Origin of the sequence: Streptomyces sp. NBC_00457, from assembly GCF_036014015.1 — a bacterium.
GTDB lineage: Bacteria > Actinomycetota > Actinomycetes > Streptomycetales > Streptomycetaceae > Streptomyces.
The window spans coordinates 7093146-7108374 of record NZ_CP107905.1 but is presented as its reverse complement, the minus strand read 5'-3'; the positions used below and the strand labels follow the sequence as shown (position 1 = coordinate 7108374).

The window sequence follows — 15229 nt, the reverse complement described above, 5'->3', positions numbered from 1 at the left end:
TCCGACGGTACCTTGCCGGGGCCCTCGTTCGGGCCCCCCTTGGCACGGTTCACTTCCACGCGCGCTTTGTCGTGCACAGTCCCGAACCGTGCCAAGGAGCGGCAGACGATACAGCCTTCCGCGTCAGCGGACCGATTCGTTGTTAATCTTCCGGGTCGAGATGATCTGATCGATCAGGCCGTACGACAGCGCGTCCTCGGCCGTGAGGATCTTGTCGCGCTCGATGTCCTCGCGGATCTTCTCGATCGGCGTGGTGGAGTGCTTGGCCAGCATCTCCTCCAGCTGCGCACGCATCCGGAGGATCTCGTTCGCGGCGATCTCCAGGTCGGAGACCTGACCGCGGCCCGTCTCGCTGTAGGGCTGGTGGATCAGGATGCGGGCGTTCGGCAGCGCCATGCGCTTGCCGGGCGAGCCGGCCGCGAGCAGGACGGCCGCGGCGGAGGCCGCCTGGCCCATGCAGACCGTCTGGATGTCCGGCTTCACGAACTGCATCGTGTCGTAGATCGCAGTCAGCGCCGTGAAGGAACCGCCGGGGCTGTTGATGTAGACCGAGATGTCCCGGTCGGGGTCCATCGACTCCAGGCACAGCAGCTGCGCCATGACGTCGTTGGCGGAGGCGTCGTCGATCTGCACGCCGAGGAAGATCACGCGCTCCTCGAAGAGCTTCGCGTACGGGTCGTACTCGCGGACGCCCTGCGAGGTGCGCTCGACGAAGCGGGGGATGACGTACCGGGACTCGGCGACGGGCACCTTGCTCTCGGCGCGTGCGCGGTCGTACATGCCGCGGCCGGGGAAGTCGTTCACTGTCTGTCTCCTAGAAGGCTGAGGCGGTCGGCTGGGGGCTGCGCGGGGGCCTCAGGCCCCGGTGCCGCCGCCGCCCGGCAAGCTCGCGGCGTGCGTGATGACATCGTCGATCAGGCCGTACTCCTTGGCCTCGTCGGCGTCGAACCACCGGTCGCGGTCGGAGTCGCGGGTGATCTGCTCGATGCTCTGGCCGGTGTGGAAAGACGTCAGCTCCGCCATGCGCTTCTTGGTGTGCAGCAGCCGCTCGGCGTGGATCTTGATGTCCGAGGCCGAACCGGCGAGGCCTGCGGAGGGCTGGTGGATCAGGATCTCGGCGTTCGGGAGCGCGAAGCGCTTGCCCGGGGTACCCGCGCTGAGGAGGAACTGGCCCATCGAGGCGGCGAGGCCCATCGCGATCGTCACCACGTCGTTCTTGATGAACTGCATGGTGTCGTAGATCGCCATGCCGGCCGTGATCGAGCCGCCGGGGCTGTTGATGTAGAGGTTGATGTCCTTGTCCGGGTCAGCGGCAAGGAGCAGCAGCTGCGCGGTGATCTTGTTCGCGATGTCGTCGTCGACCGGCTGGCCGAGGAAGATGATCCGCTCGTTGAGCAGCCGGTTGTAGACCTGGTCGCCGAGGCCACCGAAGGAAGGCTCGCCGGCGGCTGTAGGCATCAGATTCGTCACGTATCCACCTGCTCGTCTAAAACGACGGCGCCGGGCCGTCTTCACGTATCCCTGCGGGGGCCTCCGGCGGTTTGGCCGAGGTTCTGGCCCCCTATTCATGGACCCTAACGCGCTGGTCCCTTCGGGGAATCCCGGAGAGGTGAGTGTTCGCCGGGGGCGTAGAGGGTTCGGCGGGTGGGGCGGTTGCTACTCGCCGTGATTGTGCGGGTACGTGGGCGGGTGCGGGTGCGTCGTGGTTGCTCGCGCAGTTCCCCGCGCCCCTGGGTGGGCTGCCTCGCCGCATGACAGAAGGGCCCCTGGGTTCGCACCACCCAAGAGCCCTTCCGTACGACCTACCTGGCGCCGTGGGCTCAGCCCTCGGTCTTCTGCTCGGCGGGGGTCTCGGCGTCGGTCTCCGCGAGTTCGACCGTCTCCGTGGTCTGCTCGTCCTCGTCCTCGTCGTCCAGGTCGATGATCTCGCCGTTGGTGTCCTTGACGGTGGCCTTCTCGACGACGACGGCCAGGGCCTTGCCGCGGGCGACCTCGCCGACCAGGAGGGGGACCTGGCCGCCTTCGACGACGGCCTGGGCGAACTGGTCGGGGGACATGCCGGAGGAGGCGGCGCGGCGCATGAGGTGCTCGGTGAGCTCCTCCTGGTTGACGTTGAGCTTCTCCTGCTTGACGAGCTCGTCGAGCACGAACTGGGTCTTGATGCCCTTGACCGCGGCCTCGCGGGTCTCGGTCTCGAACTCCTCGACGGTCTTGCCCTGGATCTCCAGGTACTTCTCGAGGTCGAGGCCCATCTGGCCGAGCTGGTGGTGCTCGAGGTTGTGCTTACGGGTGTTGATCTCGTCCTCGAGCAGCTTCTCGGGGACGGGCACCTCGACCAGCTCGAGCAGCTTCTCCAGGACGCGCTCCTGGGCCTGCGTGGCCTGGTCGTACTGCTTCATGTTCTCGAGGCGCTTGCGGCTGTCGGCCTTGAGCTCGTCGAGGGTGTCGAACTCGGAGGCGAGCTGCGCGAAGTCGTCGTCCAGCTCGGGGAGCTCGCGCGCGGCGACCTGGGAGACCTTGACGGTGACCTCGGCCTCCTTGCCGGCCGCGGAGCCGCCCTTGAGCTCGGAGGTGAAGGTGGCCTCGCCACCGGCCTCCAGGCCCTTCACGGCGTCGTCGATGCCGTCGAGGAGCTCGCCGGAGCCGATGGTGTAGGAGACACCGCTCGCCACGCCGTCCTCGAGGATCTCGCCCTCGGCCTTGGCCTCCAGGTCGAGGGTGACGACGTCGCCGTCCTCGGCGGCACGCTCGACCGGGGAGGTGGAGGCGAAGCGCTCGCGGAGCTGCTCGACGGACTCCGCGATGTCGTCCTCCGTCACCTCGACGGCGTCGACCTCGACCTCGATGCCGGAGAAGTCCGGGATCTCCAGGGTCGGGCGGATGTCGACCTCGGCGGTGAAGTTCAGCGTCTCGCCGTCCTTCAGCTCGGTGATGTCGACCTCGGGCTGGCCCAGGACGTCGATCTCGGCCTCGTTGACCGCCTCGGTGTAGAACTTGGGCAGCGCGTCGTTGACGGCCTCCTCCAGAACCGCACCGCGGCCGAACCGCTGGTCGATGATGCGGGCGGGGATCTTGCCCTTGCGGAAGCCCTTCACCGTGACCTGCTGGTTGATCTTCTTGTACGCCGCGTCGAGGCTGTCCTTGAGCTCCTCGAAGGGCACCTCGACAGTGAGCCGAACCCGAGTCGGGTTCAGGGTCTCCACGGCGCTCTTCACGGTTCGGTCTCCTTGTGGCTGACTTCTTGGTTTCTGCCGGAGCCAGACTGGCCCGGCGGATTTCGCCGCCCGGAGGACTTCAGTGATCTTCACTGCCGAGACACACGGACGCGCAGCTTGCATAGTAGCCGTAGCCGCCGGACGCCCCCAAAGGCGATCATGCGAGGTGATCCGTACGTGGTCGGGGTGGCGGGATTTGAACCCACGGCCTTCCGCTCCCAAAGCGGACGCGCTACCAAGCTGCGCCACACCCCGTGCTGGTGCGACACGTAGGGTACATGCCCGCAGGCAGTGCGGCTGCCGCAATTATGGGGTGTGCGATGAGGGGGCACGACCCGCTACGATGCCTGCAGTGCCGCGGTCACCTGACCTGCGGCGCGTGTTGTGCGGGCGTAGCTCAATGGTAGAGCCCTAGTCTTCCAAACTAGCTACGCGGGTTCGATTCCCGTCGCCCGCTCCATGAGGGCCCGGTTCTTCGGAACCGGGCCCTTTCGCATGTCACGAGTGCATGTCACGAGGCCGGCCGGTCAGAACTGGATCTCGTTGATCGTCTGAGCTATCGAGTCGAGGAAGCGCTGGATGTCGTCGGCCATACCCGTCGAGGCGAGGAAGAAGCCGAAGAGGACCGCGACGACCGCGGGGCCGGCCTTGATGTTCCCTGCCCGGATCATCACCACCAGGATGATCGCCAATAGCAGCACCACTGACAGTGAAATGGCCACAACTGATCACACCCTCGGTCGGATCCGCTCTCCCGGCCCGGGATGCCGCCCCGCGCACCCCCGCCAGAACCATCGTGCCACCAACGGGGCCCCGGTATGCGGCCCGTGACGCATCGTCTGCCACGCCTGTATCCGACAAGTCTGGATCTGTCCGTACGAACTCATATCTCTGCCACAGCTTGCGACACAATTCGCCGGTCAACTGCGCAAGGAATTCGGCCGGTTCGTTTCGGTGTCCACACAACGCGTTCGCAGGGAATTCGATTTGTTGCGCACAAAGACAACGGAAGCGGACATTCCGGCTCTCGGCGCAAGTGACCCACTGTGTTCACCGTCACGTCATCCGCGATGCCAACTTCCGGCAAACACAGGCGGTCGGACCGGAAAAGCAGGAATGACGTCGGGGTTTTACGAGAGCCCACAGGCAACGCTAGGGTGCCTCAGATGTTCCACGCCGCCACGCCCTCCACCAGCGGTCACACCCGAACGCCGCTCCCCCCGGCACAGTCGCCGACAGCGGGAGCGCCGAGTACGGGAGCACCGCAGAGACAGCAGAAACAGCAGCGCGACGCTTTCTTCGACAACGCCAAGTATCTGGCGATCGTGCTGGTGGCGATCGGCCACTCCTGGGAACCGCTCAAGGCCGACAGCCGGATCCTGGAGGCCGTGTACTCGGTCGTGTACTCGTTCCACATGCCGGCCTTCATCATCATCTCCGGCTTTTTCTCGCGCAGTTTCGACATGCGCCCGGACCGGCTGAAGAGATTGATCACCGGTGTGGCGGTGCCGTACATCCTCTTCGAGACGGCCTACCCGCTCTTCAAGCGTGTCGTCGCCGACGATCCCGGCCAGGAGGTCAGTCTTCTCGACCCCTGGTACCTCACCTGGTTCCTGTGCGCGCTGTTCATCTGGCGGATGACGACGCCGATCTGGAAGCTGGTGCGTTGGCCGCTGCCCCTCGCGCTCGGTATCGCCATGCTGGCGTCGGTGACCCCGGAGATCGGCAACGACCTCGATCTACAGCGGGTGTTGCAGTTCCTGCCGTACTTCGTGCTGGGTCTGTGCATGAAGCCCGAGCACTTCCAGCTGGTGCGCCGGCGTTCGGTGCGGATCGCGTCCGTGCCGGTGTTCGCGGCGGCGCTGGCGGTCGGCTGGTGGGCCGTGCCGCGGATGAACACCGCGTGGTTCTACCACCGTGACGCCGCGCAGAACCTGGGCGCTCCCTGGTGGTCCGGGCCGGTGATGGTGCTCGCGACGTTCGGCTGCTCGACGCTGCTGACCGCCTGCTTCTTCGCCTGGGTGCCGCGCCGCCACATGTGGTTCACGGCGCTCGGCGCGGGCACGCTGTACGGCTATCTGCTGCACGGATTCCTGGTCAAGGCAGGTGACTACCAGGGCTGGTTCGACCACGCCTGGCTGCACCGGCCGCTCGGCGAGATCATCGTGACCGTCCTCGCGGCTGCCGTCGTGACCCTGCTCTGCACGGCGCCGGTGCGGCGGGTGTTCCGGTTCGCGATGGAGCCGAAGATGGAGTGGGCGTTCAAGCGCGACGCGACCGAGCTGGCCCGGGAACGTGAGAAGACCAGGGAACCCGAGAAGGCCCGGGAACCGGAGAAGGCACGCGCCTAGGCGCTATTCGCCGCTCGATTCACCCTTCAGACCGAGAAGTGCGCGCATCCGTGCGTACTTCTCGGTCAGTCGTGTGCGGGTGGGCGCGTCGAGTACGGCGAGCCGTGCCGGGTCCGCGTTGTGTGCCAGGTCGGCCTCCTTGACCAGCAGGGCGCCCGGGGTGGCGAGGATGCGCGCGGCGTACGCCTCGGGGGGTTCCCCGGCCCGCTTGGTGACCGCGCGCACGATGTCCTTCGTACGAGGGCTCAGCGCGGCCTCGTCCAGCCACTGCTCGGAGAGCTTGTCGTCCTCGACGGCGTCGTGCAGCCAGGCCGCCGCGATCTGCTCGTCGTCCCCGCCGCGTGCGCGTACGCCCTCGGCGACGGCCCTCAGGTGCTCGGCGTAGGGCTGTCCGGCCTTGTCGGTCTGGCCCTGGTGGGCGGCGCGGGCGAGGGCTTCTACTTCAGGGAGGGTCAAGGGCGTTGGAGTCACCCCTCCAGTGTGAGTCACTCCTCAGCCAGTGCGAGTCACCGCTCAGCGGGCCGCGGCCTGAGCCGTCGGGCCCTCGCGGCAGATCAGCAGCAGTGCCCGGTCGTCGTTGACGTCCTTCGCCACCGCCTCGATGAGATGCCAGGCCGCGCCGTGGAATCCGCCGGCGACATAGCGGTCGGCCTCGCCGGTGAGGCGGTCGATGCCCTCGACGATGTCGCGGTCGGACGTTTCCACCAGACCGTCGGTGAACAGCATCAACACGTCACCGGGGCGCAAAGATCCCTTAACCGGGTCGAACTGGGCACCGTCGTACACGCCCAGCAACGGCCCCTCCGCCGCCTTCTCCTCCCAGCGTCCGCTGCCCGCGCTGAGCTGGAGCCCCGGTGGATGCCCGGCGGAGTACAGCTCGTAGTCACCGGAGTCGAGATCGAGGACGAGGTGGATGGAGGTGGCGAAGCCCTCGTCCCAGTCCTGGCGCAGGAGATAGCCGTTGGCGGCGGGGAGGAAGGCGTGCGGCGGCAGACTGCCGAGCAGGCCGCCGAACGCGCCCGACAGCAGCAGCGCCCGTGATGCCGCGTCCATGCCCTTGCCGGAGACGTCGGTGAGGACGACTTCGAGCGTGCGCCCGCCGTTCGTGCGGGCGGCCACCACGAAGTCGCCCGAGAAGGACTGCCCGCCGGCCGGCCGCAGCGCCATCTCGCGGTGCCACGTCACCGGCAGCTTCGGCAGCTTGCTCTGCACCCGGATACGTTCCCGCAGGTCGAACAGCATCGTGCCGCCGCGCCGCCAGGGCACGCCGACCCGGCTGCGGAACTGTGCGATGAGCAGCCCGAAGAACCCGCAGGCGGCGACCACCAGCACCACACCCGGCGTGACCCGGGACGGCCCTTCCGTGTACGGCCCGAGCTGCACCGACTCCACGATCAGCGCGGTCGCCGCCGCCGCGTAGAGGCCGAGCAGGCTGGCGGGGCGCAGCAGCAGCCCGCCCGCGACGATGGGCAGGACGAGCGCGGCCGGTGAGCACCACACGGAGTTGGCGAGCGTGGTGATCGCGATCAGCGGGATGGTGAGCAGCAGTCCGACCAGCGCGATCCAGTCCGAGCCGTCGCCGCGGAAGTAGTCGACGGCACTTCTGCGCAGGCCGGTGCGGACCCGGTGCACGTGCATCTTCCACCGGGCCGTGAACGTCTCGGCGGCCGTGCGCCGCTCTCGTCCTGCTGCCATTAGTTCGGGACCCTATCCATCCGACCAGCCGCTTGGCACGGGAGGTCCCACTTGTCCCCCGTCCGAGGCTGGACTTCACAGTGAACTTCACAGAAACCCGTCGCGCCCCCGCCCCGGCAAAATTCCCTCGCCCGTCCCGCAACACCCTGATAGGCATGGGCCATGGGCACAGACAGCGCGACGGGCGCCAAGACCGACCTGCGGGTGCTGCGGCAGGACGAGTGGAACACCTTCTACGACCACCTGATCCGCGCCTTCGGCGGAGTCCCGGAGTCGGCCGAGGAGCGGGAGCTGTGGAACTCGCTCACGGAAACGGACCGTTCGATCGCCGCCTGGGACGGTGACCAGTGCGTCGGCACGGCCGGGGCCTTCACCTTCCGGCTGACCGTGCCCGGCGGCGCCTCGGTGCCCGCGGCGGGCGTCACCATGGTCAGCGTGGCCGCCACCCACCGGCGGCGCGGCGTGCTGACGTCGATGATGCGGCGGCAGCTGGACGACGTCCGCTCCTGGGGCGAGCCGCTCGCCGTACTGACCGCCTCCGAGCCGGAGATCTACGGGCGGTTCGGGTACGGCGTCGCGACATTTCACGCCAATGTCGAGATCGACACGAATCGTGTACGGCTGTCCGTGCCGCCCGGCACCGATGACGTACGCCTGCGGTACGCGGCGCCGGCCGACGTGCTCGACGTGTGCGAGGCGGTGTACGCGCGGGAGGTGTCGCTGCGGCCGGGCATGCTGGCCAGGCGTCCGGGCTGGGAGCGGGCGGGGCTGCTCGACCCGGAGAGCGAGCGGGAGGGCGCGTCACCGCTGCAGTGCGTGGTGGCGGAGCGGGACGGCGAGGTGGTCGGGTATGCGCGCTTCCATGTGAAGCCCGGGTGGCACATCACCGGGCCCAAGGGCACGGTGCAGCTGCGGGACGCCTTCGGGGTGGACCCGGCGGCGCACGCCGCCCTGTGGCGTTTCCTGTGCGACATCGACCTCACCTCGACGCTGAGTGCGCGCGGGCGGCCGCTGGACGAGGCGTGGCAGTACATGGTGTCCGACATCCGGCGGTGTTCACTGCAGGTGCGGGACTCGCTGCACGTACGGCTGGTGGATGTGGGGGCGGCGCTCGAGGCGCGGACGTATCAGGCCCCGGTGGACGTGGTGTTCGAGGTCGAGGACGCGTTCTGCCCCTGGAACGCGGGGCGTTGGCGGCTCACCGGGGACGCGAAGGGGGCGTCCTGCGCGCGGACCGAGGACGCGGCCGATCTCGCCCTGTCCGTACGGGAGTTGGGGGCGGCGTATCTCGGCGGCGTGACCCTGGGCGCGCTGGGGGCGGCCGGGCGGGTGCGGGAGCTGCGGGACGGGGCGCTGACGGAGGCGTCGGTGGCGTTCGCGTCAACCGTGGCGCCCTGGCTGCCGCACGGCTTCTGACGCCTGATCAGCTCCCCTGACATTTCTGGCAGTCGGGGCACCAGAAGAGATTGCGGGCGGCGAGATCGGCGGTGCGGATCTCGCCGCCACAGATGTGGCAGGGCAGGGTGGCCCTGCGGTACACGTAGACCTCGCCGCCGTGGTCGTCGACGCGGGGCGGGCGGCCCATCGCCTCCGGGGTGTGCTCCGGGCGGACGGTGTCGATGCGGTTGTTGCGGACGCCCTCACGCATCAGCTCGACGAGGTCGGTCCAGATCGCGTCCCACTCGGCCGGGGTGATGTCCTTGCCTTCGCGGTACGGGTCGATGCCCTGCCGGAAGAGGACCTCGGCGCGGTAGACGTTGCCGACACCGGCGATGATCTTCTGGTCCATGAGGAGCGCGGCGATGGTCATGCGGCTGCGGGAGATACGCCGGTAGGCCGCGTCCCGGTCGGCGTCCGTGCGCAGGGGGTCCGGGCCGAGGCGGGCGTGTATCGCGTCCTTCTCGGCGTCCGTGATCAGGGCGCAGGTCGTGGGGCCGCGGAGATCGACGTACGACGTGCTGTTCGCGAGGCGGAGACGGACCGTGTCCGTCGGCGGGGGTGCGGGGGCGTCGCCGAAGTTCACCTTGCCGAAGAGGCCGAGGTGGATGTGGATCCAGTCGGCGTCCCGGAAGCCGAGGAAGAGGTGCTTGCCGTGAGCGTCGGCGCGGCGGAGGGCTCCGCCGGTCAGGAGGGCGGCGGCGTCGGAGAACTTGCCCTGAGGACTGGTGACTTGGGCTGTACGGCCGGAGAAACGGTCCGCGTAGTCCAACGCCAGCCGGTGAATTGTGTGACCCTCGGGCAAGTCCCGCGATCCTTTCCCACCCACCCGCCTGTCTCGGTCTCCTGACAGGCGGGCCTCGAAAAAACCTCTACTGCTGCGGGTGGTGCGCCGGGATCGGCGGCAGGTCGCCCGTCGTCTCGTAGCCGGCCAGCATCTCGATGCGCCGTGCATGGCGCTCGTCGCCCGAGAACGGTGTGCCCAGGAAGGTCTCGACGAACTTCGTCGCCTCGTCCTGCGTGTGCATGCGCGCGCCCACCGCGACGACGTTGGCGTTGTTGTGCTGCCGGCCGAGCGACGCCGTCTCCTCGCTCCAGGCGAGGGCCGCACGGACGCCCTTGACCTTGTTCGCGGCGATCTGCTCGCCGTTGCCGGAGCCGCCGATCACGATGCCGAGGGCGTCGGGGTCGGCCGCGGTGCGCTCGGCGGCGCGGAGGCAGAAGGGCGGGTAGTCGTCCTGGGCGTCGTAGATGTGGGGGCCGCAGTCCACGGGATCGTGGCCGGCCACCTTGAGCCACTCGACGAGGTGGTTCTTGAGTTCGAAGCCCGCATGGTCGGAGCCGAGGTACACGCGCATGGGGAGAGTGTGACACGGCTGTTTCCGGGCGGCAGCCTCGGGGCCGGTTCAGGAAAAGTGTGAGCAACACTACAGAACCTCAGGAAAACCTCAAGTAACGATCCGGAATCAAAGGTTCAATAATCCATTCACCTCCGATTCACTGGACCGATTCGTACGCCCCCGTGCACCGCTCGCACGGGAATCTGCTCGTCCGGCGCAAAGGAAATCCCCTCCATGACCTCGCAGCCGACCCTTTCCAAAGCCAGCACGGAACCTGGGGCCACCGGCGATCCCGGTAACGGCCTCCAGGCAGGTCTCAAGAACCGTCATCTGTCGATGATCGCCATCGGCGGTGTCATCGGAGCCGGGCTCTTCGTCGGCTCCAGCTCCGGTATCGCGACCGCCGGACCCGGCATCCTCCTGTCGTACGCCCTAGTCGGCACGCTCGTGGTGCTGGTGATGCGGATGCTCGGTGAGATGTCCGCCGCCAACCCGACGTCCGGCTCGTTCTCGGCGCACGCCGACCGGGCGCTCGGGCGCTGGGCCGGGTTCTCCATCGGCTGGCTGTACTGGTTCTTCTGGGTCGTCGTGCTGGCCGTCGAGGCGACCGCCGGTGCGGTGATCCTGGAGGGCTGGATACCCGCCGTCCCGCAGTGGGCCTGGGCCCTGATCGTGATGGTGGTGCTGACCGCCACCAACCTCGTCTCCGTCGGGTCGTACGGCGAGTTCGAGTTCTGGTTCGCCGGGATCAAGGTCGTGGCGATCGCCGCGTTCATCGTGATCGGCGGTCTTGCCGTGTTCGGGCTCCTGCCGGGCGTCGACAGCGAGCAGGCCGGGCTGAGCAACCTCACCGACCACGGCGGATTCCTGCCGAACGGGCCGGGTGCGATCCTCACCGGTGTGCTGCTCGTCGTCTTCTCCTTCATGGGAAGCGAGATCGCCACACTCGCCGCCGGTGAGTCCGAGAACCCGCAGCAGGCCGTCACCAAGGCCACCAACAGCATCATCTGGCGGGTCGCCGTCTTCTACCTCGGCTCGATCTTCGTCGTGGTCTCCCTGCTCCCCTGGGACAGCAAGTCGATCGCCGACGACGGCTCGTACGTCGCCGCCCTGGACTCCCTCGGCATCGCGCACGCCGGTCAGATCATGAACTTCATCGTGCTGACCTCGGTGCTGTCCTGCCTCAACTCCGGCCTCTACACGGCCTCCCGCATGGCCTTCTCGCTCGGTCAGCGCGGTGACGCGCCCAAGGCCTTCGCGAAGACCACCAGCCGTGGTGTGCCGCTCGCGGCGATCATCGCGTCCGTCGTCTTCGGCTTCGTCGCGGTCTTCTTCAACTACAAGTTCCCGGACTCCGTCTTCCTCTTCCTGGTCAACTCGTCCGGCGCCGTGGCGCTGTTCGTCTGGCTCGTCATCTGCTTCTCGCAGCTGCGCATGCGGAAGATCATCCAGGCCGAGGCACCGGAGAAGCTGGTCGTCCGGATGTGGCTGTACCCGTATCTCACCTGGGCCACGGCCGCGCTGATCGTGTTCGTCCTCGGCTACATGCTCACCGACACCGAGCACGACGGACGCAAGACGGTACTGCTGTCGCTGCTGGTCGCCGCGGTCGTCCTGGCCATCGCCTTCGCGAAGGAGAAGCTGGCCCGCACGACGAAGGCGCCTACAGCACGGTGAAGGTGTCCTTGACCTTCTTGTATGTCTCCAGCGCCTGCGCCTCGATGTCCGGCTGATACCACGTGTTGACCTGGTACGACGTACCCTCCACGGTGAAACCCAGGAGCTCGGCGTGCCAGGCGACGCCCTTGATGGTGAAGGCGTACTCCCAGACGACCGCCGGGTAGCCGCGGAAGGTCGTCTCCTCCAGGCGGATCGTGTCGTACTGCCCCTCTTGGGCGTTCTGCTCGGAGCGCCGCCAGGTCTCCAGCAGGTCACCGCGGGCCACCGCGGACTTCGTGGCGAGTTCCTGCTTGGCGTCCGGGGAGGTGTAGTGCACCTCGGAGCCCGTCTTCACATCGCGCCGCCAGCCCTCGGGCGGCACCCAGGCGTATCCGCCCGCTTCCTTCCGAGCGCCCGGCGGCAGGGTCTGCGGCCTGGAGGTGCCTTCTACGGTGGCCGAGGGGGTGTCGCTCGAGGGCGTGGACCCTCCCGCCTTCTTGTCGTCCGGCGACCCGGAGTTCAGCATCAGAACGACCGCGATCACGGCACCGGCGGTGACCGCCGCCACGGCCGCCAGCAGGCCCGTACGACGGTGTCGGCGCCCGGGGCCGGGGGCGGCAGGGACGGCGGGGCCCGGGAGTTCACCGGGCGGACCGTGCTCCTGCGTCGCCGCCTCGGCGCGTACGAAGGAGACACCGGTCCTGCCGCGTGCCGCCGAGTGGGCGGCCGGGGTCTCGGAACGGGTCTCCGAGCGCAACTCGGAGGCGGCTTCGGTGGAGGCGGATGCGGGAGCGGGGGCGGGGAGGGAGGTGCGGCTGCGGCCGAAGTTGTGGGCATCGGCGGGTCGTTGAGGCTGAGGGAGCGGCTGGGTCTGGGGAGGTTTCGCGTCCTCGATGGGTTGCGACTGCCGGGGGTCGCGCGGGGCGGGGATGCGGTGGGGCTCGATGAGGGCCGGAGTGGGTGGCTCCGGAGGCGGCGGGGCGGCCTGCGGCTCCAGTTGCGCGTCCGTGGGCGCCGCTTCTTCCTGCTCTTCCCCTTCTACGGCTTCCGCGGCGACGGAACGCAGCGTGGACTCCAGGTCGTCCAGGCCCGGCCGGACCGACGGCTCCTTGTCCAGGAGGGAAGCCAGGATCGTGGCCAACGTGCCTGCGGAGGAGGGGATTTCGGGCTCCTCGTACAACACCGCGTGCAGTGTGGCCAGGGTGGTGTCGCGGGAGAAGGGGGAGCGGCCGCCCATCGCCGCGCAGAGTGTCGCGCCGAGGGACCAGATGTCGGAGGGCGGGCCCTGGGGGCGGCCGGAGACGCGCTCGGGGGCCATGTAGTCGGGCGAGCCGACCAGCATGCCGACCATGGTGAGCGCCTTGGCGTCCTGGATGGCGGCGATGCCGAAGTCGGTGAGGACGACGCGCTGTCCGCCGCTCTCGACCAGGACGTTCCCGGGTTTGATGTCGCGGTGCAGTACGCCGCGTGCGTGCACCTGGCGCAGCGCCTCCACGAGGCCCAGTCCGATCCGTGCCGCCTCGCGCTGTCCGAGCGGCCCGTCCTCGGCCATGATCCGTTCCAGGGAGCGGCCGGCGATCAGCTCCATGACGATCCACAGGCGCTCGCCCTCGTCGACCACGTCATACACCCGCACGACGTTGGGGTGGTCGATCCGGGCGGTGGCCCTGGCCTCGCGCAGGGTGCGTTCCCGGCGAGTGCGCGCGTCCTCGCCGTCGAGGCCGTCGATGCGCATTTCCTTCACGGCGACCTGACGATCGAGTATTTCATCGGCGGCTCGCCACACCCGCCCCATACCTCCCTGGCCAATACTTTCGACCAATCGGTAGCGCCCCGTCACCAGTATCCCAGGAACCCCGCCGCTCCTCGTGTTTTCCGTATTCCCCGGCAATCCGCTGCACCCCCTCAACTACTCCTCGTCTGAAACACAATGGTCACACTTCAGGCTGCACCAGCATAGTGCGGAGAAATCTTGTGGTAGCTCTTCAAGTACTGCGAATTCAGGCGCAGCCAAGGGGGACGAACATGAGTTCGCGTCGTATGACGACCATCGCGGGATCGCTGGTTGCGGCATCTCTCTCGACGGTGATGATCCTTTCCGTCACCGCCAGTGCGGATGACCAGGGGCCGGGAAGCAGCAAGGGGGGCAAGGCCGTTGACGAGGCGCCGGCGGATGTCGAGCTGACCACACTGCTGCCCGAGGAGATCTCGGTCGACAACAGTTCACAGGAAACGGCGATGACCGCCACGGTCAAGAACGAGGGGACCAAGGACAGCGGCAAAATCAGGCTCTGGGTCGTGGGCTTCGACGGCATGACCGTAAAGAACGTCCAGGGGTGTTCGCCGATTGCGGAGGGCGATCTTCCCGAGGGCTCGAACAGCGGTTACACCTGCCCGATCGACAATCTCGCGGCCGGTGATTCCAAGTCGTACGACGTCGATGCGACGTACGACGTGAGCCGGACCGGAGAGAAAACCGGAAAGATCTGTCTGCCCGTGCAGAACAGTGACGGAAGCAAGACATTCTGGCAACAGGGCCCGGTGCCGTTCGGCACGACGAATCCGTCACCGGACGCCCCGGCCACCCCGTTGCTGCTCGGCACCGACAACACGCCGGTGGCGCCGGGGAGCGACGAGCTGCCGAAGACCGGTCCAGGACGTGACGTCCTGCCGCTCGGCGCGGCGGGCGCGGCGCTGATCACGGCCGGCGCGGCGGGGCTGTGGTGGTCGCAGCGGAGGCGCGAGACCTGAGTCTCGGCACAAAAGAGCACGAAAAAACCGGGGTGCGGCTCACTGCCGCACCCCGGTTTCACGCTGTCGGCTCACCACAGCCACTAGCTCAGCGCTTGTCGACGAACTTCCAGGCGGTCGGCAGCAGCCCCATCGCCAGAGCCGCCTTGAGGGCGTCGCCGATCAGGAACGGCGTCAGGCCCGCCGCGATCGCCGCGGACGCGGAGATGTCGGCGGCGAAGGCGAGATACGGCACGCCGATCGCGTAGATGATCGCCTCGCCGAGCAGCATCGCGCCCGCCATGCGCAGGACGGAGCGGTCGGCGCCGCGGCGGGCCAGGGCGCCGACGACGGTGGCCGCCAGCATCATCCCGATGATGTAGCCGAAGGAGACGGTGACCCCGGACGCCCCGTTCGCGAACCACGGCACACCGGCCAGACCGGCCAGCGCGTACACGACGAGCGAGAGCAGGCCGCGCCCGGCGCCGAGGCTCGTGCCGACCAGCAGCGCGGCGAAGGTCTGGCCGGTCACCGGCACCGGGGAGCCGGGCACCGGCACGGCGAGCTGGGCGGCGAGGCCGGTGAGCGCGGCGCCGCCGAGCACGAGCGCGGCGTCCCGGACGCGGGAGGCGGGGAGGAGGTCGGCGAGGACCTGCCCGGTGCGGGCGGGGGCGGCGACGGCAGCGGTGCTCATGGGGACTCCGAGTCAGGGCGGTTCGGGACACCGTGACGCTAACCCAGGGCACCTGAGCGCAGCACCGTCACCGCTCGACAAAGGCCGGAGCGCGGCTGTGGTGGGCTC

14 protein-coding genes and 2 tRNA genes are annotated in these 15229 nt (G+C 68.4%); 5 read left to right on the top strand and 11 right to left on the bottom strand.

The features are described from left to right. Positions 1-123: 123 nt before the first annotated feature. From OG828_RS32445 to OG828_RS32430, 4 genes are all read right to left on the bottom strand, one after another. Positions 124-804, bottom strand: coding sequence for an ATP-dependent Clp protease proteolytic subunit (locus OG828_RS32445; protein WP_328364494.1), 681 nt, complete (start codon positions 802-804; stop codon positions 124-126). Positions 805-855: 51 nt separating this feature from the next. Beyond that, positions 856-1470 (bottom strand): ATP-dependent Clp protease proteolytic subunit, encoded by a 615-nt coding sequence (locus OG828_RS32440; RefSeq protein WP_328364492.1) that lies wholly within the window; start codon positions 1468-1470, stop codon positions 856-858. 350 nt (positions 1471-1820) lie between these two features. Next, positions 1821-3215, bottom strand: coding sequence for a trigger factor (tig, locus tag OG828_RS32435; protein WP_328503149.1), 1395 nt, complete (start codon positions 3213-3215; stop codon positions 1821-1823). A 178-nt stretch (positions 3216-3393) separates the two neighbouring features. Next, a tRNA-Pro gene (locus OG828_RS32430) sits at positions 3394-3470 on the bottom strand. Positions 3471-3601: 131 nt separating this feature from the next. On the opposite strand from OG828_RS32430, the gene OG828_RS32425 reads away from it, so the two are divergent. Next, positions 3602-3675 (top strand) — tRNA-Gly (locus OG828_RS32425). A gap of 67 nt (positions 3676-3742) precedes the next feature. On the opposite strand, the gene OG828_RS32420 is transcribed toward OG828_RS32425, so the two are convergent. Beyond that, positions 3743-3937, bottom strand: coding sequence for a hypothetical protein (locus OG828_RS32420; RefSeq protein WP_210577588.1), 195 nt, complete (start codon positions 3935-3937; stop codon positions 3743-3745). A gap of 444 nt (positions 3938-4381) precedes the next feature. Here OG828_RS32420 and OG828_RS32415 point away from each other — a divergent pair, with 444 nt between their 5' ends. Then, positions 4382-5566 (top strand): acyltransferase family protein, encoded by a 1185-nt coding sequence (locus OG828_RS32415; protein WP_328503148.1) that lies wholly within the window; start codon positions 4382-4384, stop codon positions 5564-5566. 3 nt (positions 5567-5569) lie between these two features. On the opposite strand, the gene OG828_RS32410 is transcribed toward OG828_RS32415, so the two are convergent. Both OG828_RS32410 and OG828_RS32405 read right to left on the bottom strand, forming a co-directional pair. Continuing rightward, complete coding sequence (locus OG828_RS32410; RefSeq protein ID WP_328364486.1) at positions 5570-6037, bottom strand: HD domain-containing protein; 468 nt, start codon at positions 6035-6037, stop codon at positions 5570-5572. A 42-nt stretch (positions 6038-6079) separates the two neighbouring features. After that, entirely contained in the window at positions 6080-7261 is a 1182-nt protein-coding gene (locus OG828_RS32405; protein ID WP_210577591.1) for a PP2C family protein-serine/threonine phosphatase, read from the bottom strand. Between the two features lie 162 nt (positions 7262-7423). Between OG828_RS32405 and OG828_RS32400 the strand changes: the two genes are divergently transcribed. After that, positions 7424-8677, top strand: coding sequence for a GNAT family N-acetyltransferase (locus OG828_RS32400; protein WP_328503147.1), 1254 nt, complete (start codon positions 7424-7426; stop codon positions 8675-8677). A 7-nt stretch (positions 8678-8684) separates the two neighbouring features. Here the strand turns inward: OG828_RS32400 and OG828_RS32395 are convergent, their stop codons facing one another. Both OG828_RS32395 and OG828_RS32390 read right to left on the bottom strand, forming a co-directional pair. Next, the gene (locus OG828_RS32395) at positions 8685-9503 is read right to left on the bottom strand and encodes an Fpg/Nei family DNA glycosylase (RefSeq protein ID WP_328364480.1); all 819 of its coding nucleotides are present in this window, start codon (positions 9501-9503) and stop codon (positions 8685-8687) included. A 67-nt stretch (positions 9504-9570) separates the two neighbouring features. Then, on the bottom strand, positions 9571-10056 hold the full coding sequence (locus OG828_RS32390) for a ribose-5-phosphate isomerase (protein WP_328503146.1): 486 nt from the start codon (positions 10054-10056) through the stop codon (positions 9571-9573). Positions 10057-10272: 216 nt separating this feature from the next. Here OG828_RS32390 and OG828_RS32385 point away from each other — a divergent pair, with 216 nt between their 5' ends. After that, on the top strand, positions 10273-11715 hold the full coding sequence (locus tag OG828_RS32385; RefSeq protein WP_328503145.1) for an amino acid permease: 1443 nt from the start codon (positions 10273-10275) through the stop codon (positions 11713-11715). Here OG828_RS32385 and OG828_RS32380 read toward each other — a convergent pair. Next, a complete protein-coding gene (locus OG828_RS32380) occupies positions 11702-13492 on the bottom strand; it encodes a protein kinase domain-containing protein (RefSeq protein ID WP_443062452.1) in 1791 nt (596 codons plus the stop codon). The genes OG828_RS32385 and OG828_RS32380 overlap by 14 nt on opposite strands. Positions 13493-13722: 230 nt before the next feature. Between OG828_RS32380 and OG828_RS32375 the strand changes: the two genes are divergently transcribed. Further along, on the top strand, positions 13723-14448 hold the full coding sequence (locus OG828_RS32375; RefSeq protein ID WP_328364472.1) for an LPXTG cell wall anchor domain-containing protein: 726 nt from the start codon (positions 13723-13725) through the stop codon (positions 14446-14448). 88 nt (positions 14449-14536) lie between these two features. On the opposite strand, the gene OG828_RS32370 is transcribed toward OG828_RS32375, so the two are convergent. Then, a complete protein-coding gene (locus OG828_RS32370; RefSeq protein ID WP_328364470.1) occupies positions 14537-15121 on the bottom strand; it encodes a biotin transporter BioY in 585 nt (194 codons plus the stop codon). Positions 15122-15229: the final 108 nt, after the last annotated feature.